Origin of the sequence: Neopusillimonas aromaticivorans (genome assembly GCF_030344915.1) — a bacterium.
GTDB classification, from domain to species: domain Bacteria; phylum Pseudomonadota; class Gammaproteobacteria; order Burkholderiales; family Burkholderiaceae_B; genus Neopusillimonas; species Neopusillimonas aromaticivorans.
This window is the reverse complement of the sequence record NZ_CP128233.1, coordinates 1,472,968-1,492,005: the sequence shown is the minus strand read 5'-3', so window position 1 is coordinate 1,492,005 and position 19,038 is coordinate 1,472,968. Positions and strand designations below refer to the sequence as shown.

Genomic DNA, 19,038 nt, shown 5'->3' with positions numbered 1-19,038 from the left:
GTTGAAGAAATCAGCGACTATCTTAGCGCTAACTCATTTAAAAGGTGTGTTTTATGTCTCGTATTTATCGTATTGGCCAGATCGTTCCCAGCTCCAACACCACCATGGAAACTGAAATCCCGCTCATGCTGCAAAGCCGCGCGGCCCAGTTCCCCGAAGAGCGTTTCACGTTCCACTCCAGCCGCATGCGCATGAAGAAAGTAACGAAAGACGAACTCGCCGCCATGGACCGCGATTCTGACCGTTGCGCTCTTGAACTGTCGGACGCCCAGGTCGACGTTCTGGGTTACGCCTGCCTGGTCGCCATCATGAGCATGGGCAAAGGCTACCACCGTGAATCCGAAAAACGCCTGCATCAGGTCACGGTAGACAATGGCAACCCTGCGCCCGTCATTTCCAGTGCCGGTGCACTGGTTGAAGGCCTGCACACCATGGGTGCCAAGAAAGTGTCCATCCTGACACCCTACATGAAGCCCCTGACCCAGTTGGTGGTTGACTACATCGAAAGCGAAGGCATTGAAGTGCTCGACGCCGTCTCGCTTGAAATCCCCGACAACCTTGAAGTCGGCCGTCAAAACCCTTGGCACCCGCCGAGCATATCAAGCGCGTCAACACGGCTAACGCTGACGCCGTCGTGTTGTCGGCCTGCGTGCAGATGCCTTCGTTCCAATCGGTTCAGCAGGTTGAAAACAGCCTGGGCCTGCCGGTTACAACGGCAGCCATCAGCACGGTATACCAAATGCTGAAATCGTTGGGTCTTGAGCGCAAGGTTGAAAACGCCGGCGCCCTGCTGTCGGGCCGTTTCTAAGCAGAAGTATCCAGAGCGGCGTGCCGTCCTCCGGGCGATCCGGCCGGTTGACGGCAACGTGTTACGTTCGACAGTGTTCAGGCCGGGGAATCCCCGGCTTTTTTGTTCTGGCACCCGGATAAGCGGGTTTTAGTGGTCTTCAAAGTCGACAGTCCGAAAACACTTCCGGATACTGGCGAAATCGCCGCACTCAGCGAAGCTACGAATTTCGTCCATGCGGGTGGCCAGGTCCGGGTTACGGGCAGTCAGTTCATCGCACCATTCGATGATATCTGTGACCGCACCCAGCTCAAGCCAGAGCGCCAGCTTTTTCAGCGCTTCGTCATCCAGTTGGCCCATGCCGGGTGGCCGGACGGTGTCTGACCCCGGCACCCGGCCGGCCGGCAACAGCTGCAGGCCACAGGCACGGGCTATTTCGCGCCTTAGCATGACCAGATCAACCGGCTTGCCCAGACGGGCGGCATAGTTTTGCGCACCTTGGGCGGGGCTGCCGCTTTGCAGCGCCCAGTTGGCCGAGAGCAGAATCACGGGGATGGCTGGCGTGCATTGGTGGGCAGCATGCAGGATGGTATCGCCGGTTTTGCCAGGCAATTGATGGTCGGTCAGGATCAGTGCCGGGTGCGGTTCACTGGTTTTTAGCGCGTCCAATGCCCTTTCGGCGTTTTCAAACGCAATGGCGTTAAAGCCCTGGCTGGACAGTTCCATGACCAGCAGGTCGCGAATCTCGGCGGCATCTTCGACTACCCAGGCATGCTGCCCTGCGGCGTCATACCAGGGCAGCATATGATTGGGCAGGCTGAGCAAGGCGCGGTCGGCATCTTCCTGTCCGCGCTGGATCGGCAGCTGGATGGTTACCCGTGTGCCGTGCCCCGGATGGCTGGCCAGCGTAATGTCACCGTTCATTTTCAGTGTCAATTCCCGGACAATGGCCAGCCCCAGGCCAACGCCTTCCGTTGCTTCGGAGACACGAAAAAACGGTTCGAACAGGCGCGCCTGTCGTTCAGCGGGGATACCGCTGCCGTTATCAATGACGTCAAATACCAGGATCAGGGTGGCGCCATCGCTGCCGGGCCGGGCCTTGACGTGTATCGATACTTCGCCGTGTTGCGTATGCTTGCAGGCATTGTCGACAAGGTTCAGCAAAATTTCCCGCAAAAATGTCTCGTCACAATAAATCACGGGCGGCAGATCCTGGGCAAGGTCGAGCAAAAACCCATTGTGGTTTTTTTCGGCCAGAATCAGAGCCTCATTTTTTATGCTGTTGAGAAATGCATACAGGTACAGATGCGTGGGTGCTGCAGTGGCAGAGGTGGCATCGCGTGCGTAATCGATCAGGCGGCTGATCAGGCTGAGCATGTGGCTGGCACTGTTGTGAATGATGCCACTGAGTTTGCCTACCTTGCCCTCTTCCACCCGCAACAGCTGAGCGTAGCCCATGATGGCCGTCAGGGGCGATTTCAGATCATGACTCACCTGCTGCAGGAACCGGGTTCGCCCCTCGTTGGCTTTTTGGGCGGCATCCAGGGCGGCATGCAGCTCTTTGACGCGCTCGTTGACCGCTTGTTCAAGGCGCTTGCGTTCCGAGCGCTCGTAGTTGCGTAGCGCGTGTTCCAGCGCAGATTTTTCGTCGCGGCGTTGTCGGGCAAAGGTCAGTAATACGCCTAAAACTACCGCTGTTTCCAGAATGATGCGGGTGGCATCGAAGCGGCCGCTGTAATTGAGGTTGAAGGTATAGCTGACCAGGAACAGTGCCGAGGTGATCCAGCCGGTGCCGAGCAGCAGAACGAGGGTACGCTGCCACGGTCGCCGCTGCCGTAGCGCAGGAATGACCATGAGCAGCCACACGCCTTGCCAGAGGATCAGCAAACTTGCCCCGATCTGGCGCAACACAACGCCATCCAGCAGGAATGTCAGACAGACATATATTGCGGTGATCAGGCTTGCGGCAGGGGTCAGCCAGCGCCAGTGGCCCTGTTTTTCAAGGCCCAGCAGGTATACCGAGACAATCATGAATAATGATTTGGCCATGATGGCACTTGAAAATCGCAGCTGATCGGCAAAGGCCCAGGCGTCGTCAAACAGCAGAAAGCTGATGTAGCCTTCTTTCTCAGACTCGAAAATGAACATGACCAGCATCCAGAGCGCCAGCAGCGTATAGCGACGGTCGGTCTGAAGCAATAAAACGGCAATCAGGGTCAGGGCAATCGTCAGCAATACCGTGTGGAACTGGTAACGTGAGGCGGCTTCGGCAACGAATGCGGTGGGCTCCCAGCTGTGCACCGTTAAAAACGGTCGGCTGTCGCTCTCTATATATAGCAGCAGTTGCACAGACTGGCCCGCGCTCAGCGTGACCGGGATCAACGCACGGCTATTGTGAATGCGTCGTTGTGCAGCCGGCGTGTTCTGTCCCACCGCGAGCGTATCAATAATTTCCCGGCTCGCAGGGTCAATGAACCAGGCATCAACCTGGTTCAGTCGCCAGGGCAAGACCTCCAGCCAGCGGGTCAGCGGCGTCGTACCGGTATTGGTCAAGCGGGCTTTCAGCCACAGGGCACTGTGCTGACGCGGGGCAATCAGTCGTTGCGGGTCGGCCTGTACGTCAATCCAGTCGCTGCTCGTCAGTCTTCCGGAAGGTGTATCTGGCTGGTCGGGCGCTACGACCTGCATTTGCATTTCGGGGACAAGGTCGAGATCGTGTGGTGCGGTCGCCAGATCAATAGCGACGTCAGCCAGCGCGGTCTGTGGCAGCCCGAAGAGCGTCAGCGCGGCCAGCAGGGCGACACGCTGCAGAAACGAACGTAAACGGGCGCTTAGCACCGACGTACATGGCTTGGGCTGACGCCAAACCGGTCTTTGAAGGCTGTTGCAAAGTTGGCACTGCTTTTATAACCCACCATGGCCGCGATCTCGTTGATCGGCATGGTTGTATTTTGCAGCAAGCGGCGGGCTTCTTTCATGCGTTCTTCACGCAAATACTCGAATACTGTTGTGCCTGCGCAATGCCGGAACGCCTCGTTGAGACGTTTGGTGTTGGTGCCCACCTGCGTGGCCAGCTCTTTTAGTTCGGGCGTCAGGGCCAGCTCTTTAATCAGATGTACCCGAGCGCTCTGGAACAGGATCTGGTGTAGGTAGCTTGGCCCTTCCCCTGGGTCGGTTGGGGCGTCATTGGGTTCGTGGCCCGAAATGGTTTCAGGCGCCGGGTGCGCAGTGGTGGTATTACCCGGATTGCGCAAATGTACGGCCAGCCGAAGTCGTATTTCATCAAAGTTGAAGGGTTTGCCGATGAAGTCGACGGCTCCGGCCATCAAGCCTTGAACGCGATGTTCGACATCGGCAAACGCCGACAGGAAAATAACCGGGATATGTCGTGTTGCAGGGTCTTCCGACAAAACCCGGCACGCCGCATAGCCATGGCATCGCGGCATATCGACGTCCAGCAGGATCAGGTCGGGAACAACCAGCTTGGCTTTGTTGATGCCATCGATACCATCATGGGCATGATAAAGGCGACAGCCTTGCTGCTGCAGGTAAAGCGAAATCAGCATACGCTCGGCTTCCTCGTCTTCGACGACAAGAATCCGCTTTCCTTTAAGCAAGTACATAATAATCTGCAATATCAAGAGCAAAAACCCGCAGACCATAGCGCATAACGCGCAAAAAGAAAATGAATCAGCGGTACGTGAAAGCAGATAGTGCGCTTAAGCAAAGGTTATGCTCGTCTGGCATAAACGGGGTGCGAGTGCCGACAAAGCGTGGCGTAGGCACCAGTTTTGATGCGTACCACGGGCAATAGGCTGCGTCGGTGCGCCAGCCTGCCGGACTTGACGCAAGCTGTTGTTTTGTGATGCATAAACATCTTGCCTTTATATAGAAGGCGTTTTATACTAGAAAACTTGCTGGCAAATTGCCTGCAATACTTCCCAAAGTTTAAGCAAGATTTCAACCCAGGGCTTGGAAACAAGTCTGACGGGACCAAAACTGGCCGGGCATTTACTAATGGTTAGTAAACAGCGCGACTAAGTTGGCACAGGAAAAATCATGATACAAATGCAGACCACGCTGGACGTGGCCGATAACACAGGTGCACGCTCTGTCATGTGCATTAAAGTGTTGGGCGGCTCCAAGCGCCGTTATGCCGCTATCGGCGACGTTATCAAAGTTAGCGTCAAAGAAGCCGCACCGCGCGGACGCGTCAAAAAAGGCGAAATTTACAACGCTGTGGTAGTTCGCACTGCCAAGGGCGTACGCCGTAAAGACGGCTCGTTGATCAAGTTCGGCGGTAACGCCGCAGTTTTGCTCAATGCCAAGCTGGAACCCATCGGTACCCGTATCTTCGGACCTGTAACGCGTGAACTGCGTACAGAGAAATTCATGAAGATCGTGTCGCTGGCCCCAGAAGTGCTGTAAGGAGCGACCATGGAAAAGATCCGCAAAGGCGACGAAGTCATCGTATTGACAGGTCGCGACAAAAAACGCCGTGGCACCGTGCTGCAGCGTGTTGACGCCGACCACGTTCTGGTCGAAGGCATCAATGTTGTCAAAAAACACGTCAAACCCAACCCCATGTCGGGTTCGCAGGGTGGCATCATCGACAAAACCATGCCTATTCACATTTCGAATGTGGCAATTTACAACCCCGAGTCCGGCAAAGCCGACCGCGTGGGTGTAAAAGAAGTCGATGGTCGCAAAGTTCGTATTTTTCGTTCCAGCGGCGCAGTCGTTGGCGCTAAAGCGTAAGGGGCGACACAATGGCTCGTTTACAAGAGTTTTACCGCAGCAAGGTCGTTGCCGACCTTCAGGCCAAATTTGGCTACAAAAGCGTCATGGAAGTGCCCCGCATCACCAAGATCACGCTCAACATGGGTGTGTCTGAAGCGGTTGCCGACAAAAAAGTCATTGAACACGCAGTTGGCGATCTCGCCAAAATCGCGGGTCAAAAACCTGTTGTCACCAAAACGCGCAAGGCTATCGCGGGCTTCAAAATCCGTGAAGACTACCCCATTGGTTGCATGGTCACCCTGCGTGGTCAGCGCATGTACGAATTCCTCGATCGTCTCGTAACTGTCGCCCTGCCGCGCGTACGTGACTTCCGTGGTATTTCGGGTCGCGCCTTCGACGGCCGGGGTAACTACAACGTCGGGGTTAAAGAGCAAATCATTTTCCCTGAAATCGAATACGACAAAATCGACGCAGTCCGTGGTCTGAATATCAGCATCACAACCACTGCCAAGACCGACGACGAAGCCAAAGCGCTGCTTACAGCGTTCAGCTTCCCGTTCCGCAATTAAGGGGCGATGACGTGGCTAAACTTTCACTGATTAATCGCGACATTAAACGCGCCAAGCTGGCTGAAAAATACGCTGCCAAGCGTGCTTCCCTGAAATCGATCATCGACGACCAGTCCAAGTCCGACGAAGAGCGTTATCAGGCACGTTTGGAATTGCAAAAGCTTCCCCGTAACTCCAGTCCCACCCGCCAGCGTAACCGCTGCGTGGTCACTGGCCGTCCTCGTGGTGTTTTTGCCAAGTTCGGGCTTACCCGTCACAAGCTGCGCGAAATGGCGCTGCGTGGCGAAGTGCCTGGCATGACTAAAGCTAGCTGGTAGGAGAAAACACCATGAGCATGAGCGATCCCATCGCCGACATGTTGACTCGCGTACGTAACGCACAAATGGTCAGCAAAACGTCGGTTAGCATGCCCTCCTCGAAGCTGAAAGTAGCAATTGCTGCTGTGCTGAAAGACGAAGGCTACATCGACAACTTCCAGGTCACCGGTGATCAGGCCAAGCCTGTTCTCGAAATTGGCCTCAAATACTACGCCGGTCGCCCGGTTATTGAACGCATCGAGCGCGTGTCGCGCCCTGGCCTGCGTATTTACAAAGGCCACAGTGCAATTCCTCAAGTCATGAACGGCTTGGGCGTTGCCATCATCTCGACACCCCGTGGCGTCATGACCGATCGCAAAGCCCGCGCCAATGGCGTTGGTGGCGAAGTGCTTTGCTACGTAGCATAAGGGGAATCATATGTCACGTATTGCAAAATATCCGGTCAGTTTGCCCAAGGGCGTTGAAACAACCATTAACCCCGACCTCATCACCGTCAAAGGTCCTCTGGGCACACTGTCCCAGTCCCTGACCGGTGACGTCAAGGTCGAACTCGAAGACGGCCAAATCACGTTTGCCGTGGCTAACGACTCACGCCACGCCAAAGCGATGTCCGGAACGGTTCGTGCATTGGTAGCCAATATGGTTACCGGTGTCAGCACCGGCTTCGAGCGCAAGCTGAATCTGGTTGGCGTGGGTTTCCGCGCTCAGGTTCAGGGCAACGTGCTTAAACTGCAACTGGGCTTCTCGCACGACATCAACTTCGAAGCACCCGAAGGCATCAAAATTGAATGCCCGACCCCGACTGAAATCGTGATCAAGGGTGCCAACAAACAGGTTGTCGGCCAGGCGGCTGCAAAAATCCGTGCATATCGCGAACCCGAGCCCTACAAAGGCAAAGGCGTGCGCTATTCGGACGAAACAGTCATCCTCAAAGAAGCCAAGAAGAAATAAGCGCGTAGGCAAGGAAGAATCATGGATAAGAAAATCTCCCGTTTGCGTCGTGCAGTTGCCACTCGCCGGAAAATCGCCGAACTGCGCGTTAATCGCCTGGCGGTTTACCGTTCGAACTCGCACATTTACGCCAACATTATTTCGCCGGAAGGTGACCGCGTTCTGGTCAGCGCCTCGACGCTTGAACCTGAAGTCCGCAAAGAACTGGCCAACGGCGGCAACGTCGCTGCAGCCAGCCTGGTGGGCAAGCGTGTTGCCGAGAAAGCCAAAGCAGCGGGCATTGAACTCGTCGCTTTCGATCGCTCGGGCTTCCGTTACCACGGCCGCGTCAAGGCGTTGGCTGAAGCCGCGCGTGAAGCCGGCCTGAAATTCTAAGCAAGGAATTGTCAAATGGCTAAAGCACAAGGCAAGAATACCGCCGAGAAAGAAAACGACGACGGCTTGCGTGAAAAAATGATCGCGGTCAACCGCGTCAGCAAAGTGGTCAAGGGTGGTCGCACCATGAGCTTTGCTGCGCTGACCGTCGTCGGTGACGGCGATGGCCGCATCGGCATGGGCAAAGGTAAAGCCCGTGAAGTACCGGTTGCCGTTCAGAAAGCAATGGAACAGGCCCGTCGCGGCCTGAGCAAAGTGCCGCTTAAAAACGGTACATTGCACCACACGGTTGTGGGCAAGCACGGTGCGTCTACCGTCCTCATCTCGCCAGCCGCCGAAGGTACCGGTGTTATTGCCGGTGGCCCGATGCGCGCTATTTTCGAAGTGATGGGTGTCCGTAACGTTGTGGCCAAGAGCCTCGGTTCCAGCAACCCTTACAACCTGGTTCGCGCCACGTTGAATGGTCTGGCCGCTTGCTCGACACCTTCCGATATTGCTGCCAAGCGCGGCAAGACGGTTGAAGAAATTCTGGGGTAAGTCATGACGACACAGAAACAAATCAAAGTAACGCTCGTGCGCTCGGTCATCGGCACCAAGCAGTCCCACCGCGACACCATTCGTGGTCTGGGCCTGCGTCGTGTCAACAGCACCAGCGTGTTGGTCGACACCCCCGAGGTCCGTGGGATGATCCGTAAAGTGGATTACCTCGTGACTGTCTCGGAAGCCTGAAAGGAATCGAGATGTCAGAAACTCAATTGAATACGTTGCAACCTGCTCCTGGTAGCAAGCATGCCAAACGTCGCGTTGGTCGTGGCATTGGCTCGGGCACTGGGCAAAACAGGTGGCCGCGGTCACAAAGGTCAAAAATCGCGTTCGGGCGGCTTCCATAAAGTCGGCTTCGAGGGCGGTCAAATGCCTCTGTATCGCCGTCTGCCCAAGCGTGGGTTTACGCCCTTGGGCCGTCATCTGCGTGCCGAAGTCCGCTTGTCCGAAATTCAGCTCTTGCCCGTCGACGAAATCGACGTCCAGGTTCTGAAGCAAGCCGGTGTGATTGGCCAAGGCGTTCGTTACGTCAAGGTCATCAAGTCGGGTGAATTGTCCCGCAAGGTCACACTGAAAGGCGTTTCGGCAACGGCTGGTGCTCGCGCTGCAATCGAAGCAGCTGGCGGTTCGCTGGCTGAATAAGGGGTAACGGGTGGCTAAAGCTCAGGCACAGAGTAAAGCAGGTCCACGCTACGGCGACCTAAAACGTCGTCTCGTTTTCCTGCTGCTCGCCCTGGTGGTTTACCGGTTGGGTACGCACGTACCCGTACCCGGTATCAACCCCGACGCGTTGGCCGACATGTTCCAGTCCAACTCGGGCGGCATATTAGGCTTGTTCAATATGTTCTCGGGTGGCGCCCTCGAACGTTTCTCGGTGCTTGCACTGGGCATCATGCCGTACATTTCTGCATCGATCATCATGCAGCTGATGTCTTCGGTAGTGCCCGCGCTGGAAGCCATCAAGAAAGAGGGTGAGGCGGGTCGTCGCAAAATTACGCAATACACGCGCTATGGCACCGTGGTTCTTGCCTTGGTGCAGGCTGTAGGTATTGCGGTTGCGCTCGAATCGCAACCGGGTCTGGTCATCGATCCTGGCATGCTGTTCCGCTTTACGGCGGTCGTCACGCTGGTTACCGGTACCATGTTCGTCATGTGGCTGGGTGAACAGATCACCGAACGGGGTCTGGGCAATGGTATTTCCATCTTGATCTTCGCGGGTATCGTGGCGGGCCTGCCCAGCGCGTTGTCCGGTCTTCTTGATCTGGTTCGTACCGATGCCATGTCGATCTTGTCTGCCCTGTTCATTCTGGTGCTTACCGTGGCTGTTACGTACTTTGTCGTGTTCGTTGAACGCGGTCAGCGTCGTATCACAGTCAACTACGCGAAGCGCCAGGTGGGCAACAAGGTGTATGGCGGTCAAAGCTCGCATCTGCCGCTGAAGCTGAATATGGCTGGTGTCATTCCACCCATTTTCGCATCGTCGCTGATCTTGCTGCCGGCCACCGTTACCAGCTGGTTTTCCAGCAGCCCCAGCATGAGCTGGCTGGGCGACCTTGCCGCCGCCCTGTCACCTCAGCAGCCGCTTTACATCACGCTGTTTTCGGCATTGATCATCTTCTTCTGCTTTTTCTATACGGCATTGGTGTTCAACAGCCGCGAGACCGCAGACAACCTGAAGAAAAGTGGTGCATTCATCCCGGGTATTCGTCCGGGTGACCAGACCGCGCGCTATATCGACAAGATCCTTATGCGCCTGACCCTGGTGGGTGCCATCTACATCACGCTCGTGTGCCTGTTGCCCGAGTTCATGCAGATGCGCTGGAATGTGCCGTTCTACTTCGGTGGTACTTCACTCTTGATTATTGTGGTGGTCACTATGGATTTCATGGCGCAGGTTCAGGCCTACATGATGTCCCACCAGTACGATTCGTTGCTCAAGAAGGCAAACTTCAAGGGTGCGGGTCTGCCAATGCGGTAAATAGAAATGGCAAAAGATGACGTCATTCAAATGCAGGGTGAAGTAGTAGAAAACCTGCCCAACGCAACTTTTCGCGTCAAGCTCGAAAACGGACACATCGTTTTGGGTCACATTTCAGGCAAGATGCGCATGCATTACATCCGGATTCTGCCGGGTGACAAGGTCACCGTAGAGCTCACGCCCTATGACCTCTCACGTGCCAGAATTGTTTTCCGCTCCAAATAAGCGGCCCGGCTAAAGGAAACTAGGAGTCAACCATGAAAGTAATGGCATCGGTAAAACGAATTTGCCGTAATTGCAAAGTTATCAAACGTCACGGCGTGGTACGTGTTATTTGCACCGATCCCCGTCACAAGCAGCGTCAAGGCTAAAGCCGAAACGTAACAGATTTAACAAGGAACAGTCATGGCCCGTATTGCTGGCATCAACATTCCGCCGCACAAACACGCCGTAATCGGTCTTACCTCTATTTTTGGTATTGGCCCGACCCGTGCCCGTCAAATTTGTGACGCGTCCGGCATTGAGCGCACCAAAAAGGTCAAAGACCTTACCGACGAAGAGCTCGAGCGTATCCGCGAGCACGTTGGTTCGTTCATCGTAGAAGGCGATCTGCGTCGCGAAGTACAACTTTCTATCAAACGTCTGATCGACCTGGGAACCTATCGTGGTCTGCGCCACAAGCGTGGTCTGCCAGTGCGTGGTCAGCGTACCCGCACTAATGCGCGTACCCGTAAAGGGCCGCGTCGTGCAGCTGCTTCCCTGAAGAAATAATCGAGGACTAGAAGATGGCGAAAGCAAATAGCGGCGCTGCTCGCGTACGCAAAAAATCAAGAAGGTCGTATCTGACGGCATCGCGCACGTTCACGCGTCTTTCAACAACACAATCATCACGATCACTGATCGCCAGGGTAACGCCTTGTCGTGGGCGACGTCGGGTGGCGCTGGCTTCAAGGGCTCGCGTAAATCCACACCGTTCGCGGCTCAGGTGGCTGCCGAGTCGGCGGGTCGTACTGCGCTCGAATACGGCATCAAGAACCTCGAAGTTCGCATCAAGGGCCCCGGCCCAGGTCGCGAATCATCGGTTCGTGCATTGAACGCGTTGGGTATCAAGATCACCAGCATCTCCGATATCACGCCCGTTCCGCACAACGGTTGCCGTCCGCCCAAGCGCCGTCGTATTTAATAGGAAGCATCATGGCACGTTACATTGGACCTAAATGCAAACTCTCGCGTCGCGAGGGTACCGACCTTTTCCTGAAAAGCGCACGCCGTTCGCTCGATTCCAAATGCAAATTTGAATCGAAGCCTGGCCAGCACGGTCGTACATCGGGTGCTCGTACATCCGACTACGGTCTGCAGCTCCGTGAAAAGCAGAAACTCAAGCGCATGTATGGCGTTCTGGAAAAGCAATTCCGCAAATATTTCGCTGAAGCTGAGCGTCGTCGTGGCAACACTGGCGAGACCCTGATTCAGTTGCTGGAATCGCGTCTGGACAACGTGGTTTACCGCATGGGTTTTGGCTCAACACGCGCTGAAGCACGTCAGTTGGTCAATCACCGCGCGATTGAAATCAACGGCCGCACTGCCGACATCGCTTCGATGCTGGTCAAGGCCGGCGACGTCGTCAGCGTTCGTGAAAAGTCAAAATCGCAGGCACGTATCCGTGAAGCGATTGATCTGGCAGCAGGTATCGGTTTCCCCAGTGGGTTGAAGTCGACACCAACAAGCTGTCGGGTACATTCAAATCGGCCCCCGATCGTGCTGACGTCGCTCGTGACGTTAACGAATCGATGGTTGTTGAATTGTATTCGCGTTAATTTCTGTCGCATGTACCAGGCTTTCTGGCCTGGTATGGCAACAGATCCAGGCCCACTTTCCGGTATATTCCGGGAAGTGGGCTTTGCAGTGACAGCCCTTATCTCGCAGACCCTGTCGCGGCCCACAAGGGTCCGGCCTGCATGTCAACACTCCGTCAGCCTTATCGGTGTAACGAGCCGAGGGTATTGAAAAGGAATCCAAATGTCGTCTCAAGTGTTTCTCAAGCCCCGTTCAATCGAGGTCGAAGCCGTTGCCAAAAATCACGCCAAGGTCATCATGGAGCCTTTCGAGCGCGGTTATGGTCACACGTTGGGCAATGCCCTGCGTCGCATCCTGCTGTCGTCCATGGTTGGTTACGCCCCCACCGAAGTCCAGATCACTGGTGTCGTGCACGAATATTCCACACTGCCTGGCGTACGTGAAGATGTCGTTGATATCCTGCTGAACCTTAAAGGCGTGGTTTTCAAGCTGCATAACCGTGAAGAAGTCACCCTGACCCTGCGCAAGCAAGGCCCTGGCTCGGTGCTGGCCAGCGACATTGAATTGCCGCACGACGTAGAAATCATCAATCCTGATCACGTCATTGCCACATTGACCGACGATGGCCTGCTTGAAATGCAGATCAAGGTTGAGCAAGGTCGCGGTTATGTTCCCGGCAACGTTCGTGCGCTGGTCGAAGACCGTCAGCACACGATTGGTCGCATCATTCTGGACGCGTCCTTCAGCCCGATTCGTCGCGTCAGCTATGCCGTTGAAAGCGCTCGTGTCGAGCAGCGTACTGACCTCGATAAACTCATCCTCGACATTCAGACCAATGGTGTCATTACGCCGGAAGAAGCTGTTCGTCAGTCGGCGCGTCTGTTGATGGATCAGATTTCGGTGTTTGCGTCTCTGGCCAGCGATGGTGAAGACGCCGATGTTCCGGCCGGCCCGCGCGGCAGCAAAGAACAGATCGACCCCGTTCTGTTGCGTCCGGTCGACGATCTCGAGCTCACCGTGCGTTCGGCTAATTGCCTCAAGGCCGAAAACATTTACTACATCGGCGACCTTATTCAGCGTACCGAGAATGAATTGCTCAAGACCCCAATCTGGGTCGCAAGTCGCTCAACGAAATCAAGGAAGTTCTGGCTGCACGCGGCCTGACCTTGGGCATGAAGCTGGAAAGCTGGCCGCCCCTGGGTCTTGAGCGTCCCTGATCACCCGTTTTTCCGGGCCACACGGTGTGGTCCGGGTATTTAGCCAACAGCCCGCGGCAACCCCGATAGAAGAGCTGTTCACCTCCGTCAGGCCCGATTTTTCGGGTCAGGCGTCCAAGATTCAAAGGAAATATCATGCGTCACCGTAGTGGATTACGTAAACTCAACCGCACCAGCAGTCACCGTTTGGCAATGTTCCGCAACATGGCCGTTTCGCTGATCACTCACGAAGCCATCAAAACCACGTTGCCCAAAGCCAAAGAACTGCGCCGCGTTATCGAACCCCTGATCACTCTGGGTAAAGAGCCCACACTGGCCAACAAGCGCCTCGCGTTTGCCCGCCTGCGTGACCGCGATGCTGTTGTCAAACTCTTTGCAGAACTCGGCCCCCGCTATCAGGCTCGTAACGGTGGTTACACCCGTGTCCTGAAAATGGGTTTCCGCCAGGGCGACAACGCGCCCATGGCTTACATGGAACTGGTCGACCGTCCTGAAGCTGAAGAAGTTGACGGTGCTGAAGACGCTGAATAAGCGTTGAAGTGTCGGTGGCGGCATTCGTGTCGCCGCAGTATTTGAAAACCCCGGGCCTGTCCGGGTTTTTTTGGTGCGATCGCTCACTATTGTTGAACAATCCTGCACCAGTTTGCTTCAAGCTTAAACTTTTTTGCTAATTCCCGGGAAAACCCTGCCTTGTTCAGGTTGTCGTACGAAATAAAAACCAATACTCTTTAGCGGTGTTTCAGATAAATGCTCCGGCAATTTCCGGTATTCAATCTGCCATTGTCCGGGGCACTGAACCCCTCATTCAAAGGAGTAGTACATGTTAAGAAAAATAGCACTAGGTTGTGTGGCTTCGGCATTGATGGCCCTCGGGGCAACCGCACAGGCGCAAGATCCCGTCCGGATCGGTTTCATTACGACGTTAAGCACGCCTGCGGGGTATCTGGGTGAAGATGCGCGTGATGGTTTTAACCTTGCCGTCAAGCAAGGCGGTGGCAAGCTGGGTGGTGTGGCCGTCAATGTCATCACAGAAGACGATGGCCTGAAGCCGGCCAACGGCAAGCAGATTGTCGACCGTATGGTTGCCGATGGAGTGCGCCTGTTTTCCGGGGTGATTTTCTCAAACGTATCAACAGCCATTATCCCCTCCATCGTGAATGCCGGTGGGTTCTACGTCAGCCCTAACGCAGGTCCGTCGCCGTTTGCGGGCAGCCGTTGCGACAAGAACTATTTTGTGGCGTCCTATGAAAATTCCGCCTTGCACGCCTCGGGTGGTGCGGCCGCCAACGAACTGGGCTACAAGAAAGTGGTTTTGCTGGCGCCCAATTACCAGGCCGGTCGTGACGCATTGGCGGGTTTCAAACGCGAATACAAGGGCGAAGTTGTCGCTGAAATCTACACAAAACTTGACCAGTCGGACTTCTCGATCGAGATGGCACGCATTCGTGATCTGAAACCCGATGCCATCTATCAGTTCCATCCGGGTGGTTTGGGCATCAATTTTGCCAAGCAATACGCTGCGGCGGGTTTGAGCAAGACCATTCCAATGGTACTGCCGGTGTTTTCAATGGACGGCCGGATGCTGGGTGCAACCGGTGACGCGGCCGAAGGCCTGTATACGGTGGCCTTGTGGGCCCCGACCCTTGACGTACCCGGTAATGCCGAGTTCGTGAAGGCCTTCCAGGCCGAATATGGCCGTACGCCAACGCACTATGCAGCCACAGCCTACGATACGGCCAACCTGATCGGCTCTGCACTCAAGGCTAACGGTGGCGACATGGCCAAAGCGGATGAATTCCGTGCGGCAATGCGCAAGGCCGAGTTCCAGCCGGTGCGAGGCAACTTCGCGTTCGACACCAACCATCATCCCGTCCAGGATTACTACCTGATCCGCATCGAGCGTAACGACAAGGGTGAACTGGTTCAAAATGTCCAGCGCAAAGTTCTTCAGAATCACAAGGATCACTTCGCGCCTGAGTGCAAAATGAACTGATGATCCTGTGATCTGGTGAGCGTGGTGCCTGCGTTTGCCGGCCCCGGTTTACCCGTCGGGCCGGATGTGCAGCGCCAACGGGTATACCCCGTCCTTTTGCCCCGCAGTGTCAGTCGCTTGCGGGGCATTTCAATGGCTGCGTTACACTGGGGGCACGTTCCGGAAACGCACGCCATGCCATGCCACGTTCCGTCGCCCCACCCCGCCAGCCCGTATTTTCAGAAGGTGCTTCATGAATCCTGAACTGGTCCTCGTGTTAAGCAACGCCCCCGACGAACTGCTTGCCAAACGCATTGCCCATTACCTGGTTGAAGAACATCTGGCCGCGTGTGTGAACCTTGGCGCGCCGGGGTTGTCCATGTACATGTGGCAGGGGCAAATGGAAGGCACGTCGGAAATTCCCCTGACCATCAAAACCACGCGCGCCCGTGTGCCCGATGTCATTCACAAGATCAAGTCATTGCATCCCTACGAGGTGCCCGAGATCCTGGTGTTGCCGGTCATTGGCGGGTTTGAGCCATATGCGGTCTGGGTTCACGAACAAACACAGGCTCCGGCGACTTGATGCAGGACACTTATTCAATGTTGTACAGGTTTTATGCCCGAAGCCGGGCCTTTTTTATGGGATTGCTGGCTGTTCTGGCTGTCGTATCGGCTCTGCCGGTGGCAGCCCAGGACGATTTCCTCGACCCCGATGTGGCGTTTGTCATGTCGGCTGCGCAGGTGGGCCCCGACGAACTGCACATTCATTACACCATCGCACCTGCGTACTACATGTACCGCACGCGGTTCGACGTGGCTACCCAGCCTGCTGCCGATACCGTGCGCGATGTGCTCTACCCGCCCGGCCTGGTCAAGTTTGATGAAACCTTTAACGAAGATCTTGAAGTTTATTACCGGCAGGTCACGCTGCGTGTGATGTTGAAGCCGGGTAATGGTCCCCAGACACTGGCGGTGACCAGTCAGGGGTGTGCCGATGCCGGCCTGTGTTACCCCCATCACCAAAACCCTGCAGCTGACGCAGGTTGACGGTGGGTATCAGGTCAGTGGCACAGGGGTGGTCAAGAGCGTGCCTGAGCCGCTGGCTAACGTCATTGACCCGGGCAAGTCCAGCACGTCGGCCGTATCAACCCCGGCAGACTCTGCGGCGTCAATGGGGGCCGTCGAAGCAGGTCCGGAAACCCGTTCGGGTTTGACCAGTGCGCTGGCGGGCAACGACGCGGGGCTGGCAAGTTATCTGGTGAATGCCGATCCGTTCACAGTGATTGGCCTGAGTCTGTTGCTGGGCGTGCTATTGACCTTTACGCCGTGTGTTCTGCCCATGGTGCCGATTGTCCTGACGGTCATTGCGGGCAGTCAGCACGCCGGGATTAAACCCGGGCGCTGGCGCGGGCTATCGCTGGCTGCGACCTATTTGCTCGGTGTCTCCATTTTGTACACCGCGATGGGTATTGCCGCGGGCCTGGCCGGTGCCAGTTTGGCCGCATGGCTGCAAACGCCCTGGGTGCTGGCCTTGTTTGCTGTTTTGCTGGCCTTGCTGGCCCTGGCCATGTTTAACGTCTATACCTTTCAGGCACCGTCAGGCATGCAGTCCGCCCTTAGCCAGCGCCTGGCCGCAATTCCCGGCGGGCATTATGGCGGGGCATTTGTCATGGGGCTGTTGTCGGCACTGATCATCGGGCCCTGTGTCGCCGCGCCACTGGCGGGTGTGCTGTTGTTCATCTCACAGACCGGGGACTGGGTCCTGGGTGGTGCGGCCTTGTTTGCCCTGGCCTGGGGGCAGGGTGTGTTGTTGCTGGTGCTGGGTGCCGGGTCCGGGGCGATGTTACCCAAGGCGGGGCCCTGGATGGAAGGCATCCGTCAGGGCTTTGGCCTGCTGTTGCTGGCAACGGCGTGGTGGATGCTTAATCCGGTGCTTCCCGCCGCCATCATGGTTGTGGGCTGGTCTGTTCTGGCCTTGTGGTCGGCGTTGTTGCTGGGGTTGTTGAAAGCCGGTCCCGCCGGCGTGTGGCCGGCGTTGCGCAAGGCCGTTGGCCTGATGCTGGCCGTGTGGGCGGTACTGATGCTGGCAGGGATGGCGTCGGGCACCTACAGTGTTTTGCAACCGCTGCGTGGTTTCATTGCGTCGTCTACCACCATGAATGCTACAGGTGCCGCAGCCTCCGCGTCTGCCGTAATGTCTGACGATATCAAGTCCCGGTTTGTCAGGGTGGCGTCGGTGCAGGAACTGGATCAACTGCTGGCCAACACCAATCGTCCGGTCTTGCTGGATTTTTACGCCGACTGGTGCGTGTCGTGCATTGAAATGGAAAAATTCACCTTTACCGACCCTGCTGTGGCGCGCCTGATGCAGCAATTCGTTCTGGTGCAGGCCGACGTCACCAAAAACACCGATGACGACCGTGCCCTGTTACGTCGTTTCAACCTGTTCGGCCCGCCCGGCATCCTGTTTTTTACGGCGGGCGGCGATTACATCAACAGTGAACGGGTCGTGGGCTTCATGAATGCCGCCGATTTTGCGACCGTGCTTGAGCGTGTACAGGCAGCAGGCAAGGCGGAATAAACCCGGCCCTACCCTGACAGGTCCTGGGCTGGCCAGTGAATACTGGCGTTGTCCATCCAGGCCGCGCCTAAACCTGCGCCCCGCCCATCTGGAACAGTTCCCGGTGCTCCTTGATGGCGAAGCGGTCGGTCATGCCGGCAATATAGTCTGCAATGGCGCGTGCCTGCTCGACCGCCGTATCGCGTCGCCAGGTGGCAGACAGCAGGCGGGGTTCATTCAGATAGGCCATGAACAGGTCACGCACAATGCGTCGGGCCTTGACCGTCATGCGCATGACGGCATGATGGCGGTACAGATTGTCGAGCAGGAAGCGTTTCAGCGCGTCAGCCTGGGCCCGGATGGGGGTGAAAATGCCGCCAGTGGCGGGCTGCGTCGCACCGCATCCGGGCTGTCGGGCCGGTGGGTTTCAATATGCTCAAGCGTGGTACGGGTCAGGTCGATGATCAGGGTGTTGATCATGGCCCGAATGGTTTCTGAAATGGCACGTTGGCGATCCAGGTTGCGATAACGGTTCACCACCTGGGCGTAGTGGGTGGCAAAAATCTCGAGCATTTGCAATTGCTCGATGGTAATCAGGCCCGAGCGCAGGCCGTCGTCGATGTCGTGGTTGTTGTAGGCAATTTCGTCGGCCAGATTGGCGATCTGGGCTTCCAGCGAGGGCTGCTGACGCATCAGGAACCGTTCGCCGACGTTGCCCAATTGACGGGCATGCTTCAGCGAGCAGTGTTTCAGAATGCCCTCACGGGTTTCAAAGCACAGGTTCAGGCCATTGAACGCCGCGTAGCGTTCTTCAAGCGTGTCGACAACCCGCAGGCTTTGCAGGTTATGTTCGAAGCCGCCGGCGTCGGGGGCAAACTCGCGCATGCAGGCGTTCAGTTCATCTTGCCCGGCGTGGCCAAACGGGGTGTGCCCCAGGTCGTGCGCCAGGGAAATGGCTTCGGTCAGGTCTTCGTGCAGCCCAAGGTTGCGTGCCAGGCTGCGGGCGATCTGGGCCACTTCAATACTGTGGGTCAGGCGGGTGCGGAACAGGTCCCCTTCATGGTTGATGAAGACCTGGGTTTTGTATTCCAGCAGGCGAAAGGCGTTGCAATGAATGATGCGGTCGCGGTCACGCTGGAATTCGGAACGGCCCACCGGCGGCGGTTCGTGATGGAGGCGCCCACGCGAAAGCGAAGGGTCGCAGGCATACGGGGCCAGGGCCGTCATTC

The 19,038-nt window shown here is 56.5% G+C and carries 20 protein-coding genes and 6 pseudogenes; 23 read left to right on the top strand and 3 right to left on the bottom strand.

The window, feature by feature from the left end:
* The first annotated feature begins 53 nt into the window (after positions 1-53).
* Positions 54-808, top strand: a pseudogene (locus N7E01_RS08090) (maleate cis-trans isomerase family protein).
* A 129-nt stretch (positions 809-937) separates the two neighbouring features.
* On the opposite strand, the gene N7E01_RS08085 reads toward N7E01_RS08090, so the two are convergent.
* Positions 938-3,625, bottom strand: coding sequence for a hybrid sensor histidine kinase/response regulator (locus N7E01_RS08085; RefSeq protein ID WP_289175451.1), 2,688 nt, complete (start codon positions 3,623-3,625; stop codon positions 938-940).
* Positions 3,619-4,410 carry a response regulator transcription factor gene (locus tag N7E01_RS08080; RefSeq protein WP_289175449.1) on the bottom strand — a complete coding sequence of 264 codons (792 nt, stop codon included), beginning with the start codon at positions 4,408-4,410 and terminating at the stop codon, positions 3,619-3,621. The genes N7E01_RS08085 and N7E01_RS08080 overlap by 7 nt, the downstream gene beginning before the upstream one ends.
* A 436-nt stretch (positions 4,411-4,846) precedes the next feature.
* On the opposite strand from N7E01_RS08080, the gene rplN reads away from it, so the two are divergent.
* The 22 genes and pseudogenes from rplN (at position 4,847) to dsbD (ending at position 17,830) form a co-directional block, all read left to right on the top strand.
* The gene (rplN, locus tag N7E01_RS08075) at positions 4,847-5,215 is read left to right on the top strand and encodes a 50S ribosomal protein L14 (protein WP_093971124.1); all 369 of its coding nucleotides are present in this window, start codon (positions 4,847-4,849) and stop codon (positions 5,213-5,215) included.
* A gap of 9 nt (positions 5,216-5,224) precedes the next feature.
* The gene (rplX, locus tag N7E01_RS08070) at positions 5,225-5,545 is read left to right on the top strand and encodes a 50S ribosomal protein L24 (RefSeq protein WP_289175444.1); all 321 of its coding nucleotides are present in this window, start codon (positions 5,225-5,227) and stop codon (positions 5,543-5,545) included.
* Between the two features lie 11 nt (positions 5,546-5,556).
* The gene (gene rplE / locus N7E01_RS08065) at positions 5,557-6,096 is read left to right on the top strand and encodes a 50S ribosomal protein L5 (protein WP_289175442.1); all 540 of its coding nucleotides are present in this window, start codon (positions 5,557-5,559) and stop codon (positions 6,094-6,096) included.
* Positions 6,097-6,107: 11 nt separating this feature from the next.
* On the top strand, positions 6,108-6,413 hold the full coding sequence (rpsN, locus tag N7E01_RS08060; protein WP_289175441.1) for a 30S ribosomal protein S14: 306 nt from the start codon (positions 6,108-6,110) through the stop codon (positions 6,411-6,413).
* Positions 6,414-6,424: 11 nt separating this feature from the next.
* A complete protein-coding gene (gene rpsH / locus N7E01_RS08055) occupies positions 6,425-6,820 on the top strand; it encodes a 30S ribosomal protein S8 (RefSeq protein WP_289175439.1) in 396 nt (131 codons plus the stop codon).
* A 10-nt stretch (positions 6,821-6,830) separates the two neighbouring features.
* Complete coding sequence (rplF, locus tag N7E01_RS08050; RefSeq protein WP_289175437.1) at positions 6,831-7,364, top strand: 50S ribosomal protein L6; 534 nt, start codon at positions 6,831-6,833, stop codon at positions 7,362-7,364.
* A gap of 21 nt (positions 7,365-7,385) precedes the next feature.
* Positions 7,386-7,739: a 50S ribosomal protein L18 gene (gene rplR, locus N7E01_RS08045; protein ID WP_289175435.1), complete on the top strand. Its 354-nt coding sequence runs from the start codon at positions 7,386-7,388 to the stop codon at positions 7,737-7,739.
* A 15-nt stretch (positions 7,740-7,754) separates the two neighbouring features.
* Positions 7,755-8,276: a 30S ribosomal protein S5 gene (rpsE, locus tag N7E01_RS08040; RefSeq protein WP_289175433.1), complete on the top strand. Its 522-nt coding sequence runs from the start codon at positions 7,755-7,757 to the stop codon at positions 8,274-8,276.
* Between the two features lie 3 nt (positions 8,277-8,279).
* A complete protein-coding gene (gene rpmD, locus N7E01_RS08035; protein WP_289175431.1) occupies positions 8,280-8,468 on the top strand; it encodes a 50S ribosomal protein L30 in 189 nt (62 codons plus the stop codon).
* Positions 8,469-8,479: 11 nt separating this feature from the next.
* A pseudogene (gene rplO / locus N7E01_RS08030) lies at positions 8,480-8,924 on the top strand (50S ribosomal protein L15).
* 10 nt (positions 8,925-8,934) lie between these two features.
* A complete protein-coding gene (gene secY / locus N7E01_RS08025) occupies positions 8,935-10,260 on the top strand; it encodes a preprotein translocase subunit SecY (RefSeq protein ID WP_289175429.1) in 1,326 nt (441 codons plus the stop codon).
* Positions 10,261-10,266: 6 nt separating this feature from the next.
* Positions 10,267-10,485, top strand: coding sequence for a translation initiation factor IF-1 (gene infA, locus N7E01_RS08020; RefSeq protein ID WP_161135466.1), 219 nt, complete (start codon positions 10,267-10,269; stop codon positions 10,483-10,485).
* A gap of 32 nt (positions 10,486-10,517) precedes the next feature.
* The gene (gene rpmJ / locus N7E01_RS08015; protein ID WP_003806928.1) at positions 10,518-10,631 is read left to right on the top strand and encodes a 50S ribosomal protein L36; all 114 of its coding nucleotides are present in this window, start codon (positions 10,518-10,520) and stop codon (positions 10,629-10,631) included.
* Between the two features lie 34 nt (positions 10,632-10,665).
* Entirely contained in the window at positions 10,666-11,031 is a 366-nt protein-coding gene (gene rpsM, locus N7E01_RS08010; RefSeq protein ID WP_289175426.1) for a 30S ribosomal protein S13, read from the top strand.
* A gap of 14 nt (positions 11,032-11,045) precedes the next feature.
* Positions 11,046-11,443: pseudogene (gene rpsK, locus N7E01_RS08005) on the top strand (30S ribosomal protein S11).
* A gap of 11 nt (positions 11,444-11,454) precedes the next feature.
* Positions 11,455-12,077, top strand: a pseudogene (gene rpsD, locus N7E01_RS08000) (30S ribosomal protein S4).
* A 202-nt stretch (positions 12,078-12,279) separates the two neighbouring features.
* Positions 12,280-13,274, top strand: a pseudogene (locus N7E01_RS07995) (DNA-directed RNA polymerase subunit alpha).
* A 135-nt stretch (positions 13,275-13,409) separates the two neighbouring features.
* Positions 13,410-13,805 (top strand): 50S ribosomal protein L17, encoded by a 396-nt coding sequence (gene rplQ, locus N7E01_RS07990; RefSeq protein WP_289175424.1) that lies wholly within the window; start codon positions 13,410-13,412, stop codon positions 13,803-13,805.
* 289 nt (positions 13,806-14,094) lie between these two features.
* Complete coding sequence (locus N7E01_RS07985) at positions 14,095-15,267, top strand: ABC transporter substrate-binding protein (protein ID WP_289175422.1); 1,173 nt, start codon at positions 14,095-14,097, stop codon at positions 15,265-15,267.
* A 232-nt stretch (positions 15,268-15,499) separates the two neighbouring features.
* Complete coding sequence (gene cutA, locus N7E01_RS07980) at positions 15,500-15,832, top strand: divalent-cation tolerance protein CutA (RefSeq protein ID WP_289175420.1); 333 nt, start codon at positions 15,500-15,502, stop codon at positions 15,830-15,832.
* Positions 15,832-16,296, top strand: a complete 465-nt coding sequence (locus tag N7E01_RS07975; protein ID WP_289175766.1) for a protein-disulfide reductase DsbD N-terminal domain-containing protein — start codon at positions 15,832-15,834, stop codon at positions 16,294-16,296. The genes cutA and N7E01_RS07975 overlap by 1 nt, the downstream gene beginning before the upstream one ends.
* Positions 16,244-17,830: a protein-disulfide reductase DsbD gene (dsbD, locus tag N7E01_RS07970; protein WP_289175418.1), complete on the top strand. Its 1,587-nt coding sequence runs from the start codon at positions 16,244-16,246 to the stop codon at positions 17,828-17,830. Before N7E01_RS07975 ends, dsbD begins: the two co-directional genes overlap by 53 nt.
* A 67-nt stretch (positions 17,831-17,897) precedes the next feature.
* Here the strand turns inward: dsbD and N7E01_RS07965 are convergent.
* Positions 17,898-19,036 (bottom strand): annotated as a pseudogene (locus N7E01_RS07965) (deoxyguanosinetriphosphate triphosphohydrolase).
* Between the last annotated feature and the right edge of the window lie 2 nt (positions 19,037-19,038).

Excerpts from the sequence above, each read along its gene's own strand:
- rpsH (WP_289175439.1), top strand. The coding sequence starts at position 6,425 with ATGAGCATGAGCGATCCCATCGCCGACATGTTGACTCGCGTACGTAAC.
- N7E01_RS07985 (WP_289175422.1), top strand. The coding sequence starts at position 14,095 with ATGTTAAGAAAAATAGCACTAGGTTGTGTGGCTTCGGCATTGATGGCC.
- rplN (WP_093971124.1), top strand. The coding sequence starts at position 4,847 with ATGATACAAATGCAGACCACGCTGGACGTGGCCGATAACACAGGTGCA.
- rplQ (WP_289175424.1), top strand. The coding sequence starts at position 13,410 with ATGCGTCACCGTAGTGGATTACGTAAACTCAACCGCACCAGCAGTCAC.
- rplF (WP_289175437.1), top strand. The coding sequence starts at position 6,831 with ATGTCACGTATTGCAAAATATCCGGTCAGTTTGCCCAAGGGCGTTGAA.
- infA (WP_161135466.1), top strand. The coding sequence starts at position 10,267 with ATGGCAAAAGATGACGTCATTCAAATGCAGGGTGAAGTAGTAGAAAAC.
- rpmJ (WP_003806928.1), top strand. The coding sequence starts at position 10,518 with ATGAAAGTAATGGCATCGGTAAAACGAATTTGCCGTAATTGCAAAGTT.
- rpsE (WP_289175433.1), top strand. The coding sequence starts at position 7,755 with ATGGCTAAAGCACAAGGCAAGAATACCGCCGAGAAAGAAAACGACGAC.
- rpsM (WP_289175426.1), top strand. The coding sequence starts at position 10,666 with ATGGCCCGTATTGCTGGCATCAACATTCCGCCGCACAAACACGCCGTA.
- rplR (WP_289175435.1), top strand. The coding sequence starts at position 7,386 with ATGGATAAGAAAATCTCCCGTTTGCGTCGTGCAGTTGCCACTCGCCGG.
- rpmD (WP_289175431.1), top strand. The coding sequence starts at position 8,280 with ATGACGACACAGAAACAAATCAAAGTAACGCTCGTGCGCTCGGTCATC.
- rplE (WP_289175442.1), top strand. The coding sequence starts at position 5,557 with ATGGCTCGTTTACAAGAGTTTTACCGCAGCAAGGTCGTTGCCGACCTT.
- N7E01_RS07975 (WP_289175766.1), top strand. The coding sequence starts at position 15,832 with ATGCAGGACACTTATTCAATGTTGTACAGGTTTTATGCCCGAAGCCGG.
- N7E01_RS08080 (WP_289175449.1), bottom strand. The coding sequence starts at position 4,410 with ATGTACTTGCTTAAAGGAAAGCGGATTCTTGTCGTCGAAGACGAGGAA.
- rplX (WP_289175444.1), top strand. The coding sequence starts at position 5,225 with ATGGAAAAGATCCGCAAAGGCGACGAAGTCATCGTATTGACAGGTCGC.
- cutA (WP_289175420.1), top strand. The coding sequence starts at position 15,500 with ATGAATCCTGAACTGGTCCTCGTGTTAAGCAACGCCCCCGACGAACTG.
- dsbD (WP_289175418.1), top strand. The coding sequence starts at position 16,244 with ATGCCGGCCTGTGTTACCCCCATCACCAAAACCCTGCAGCTGACGCAG.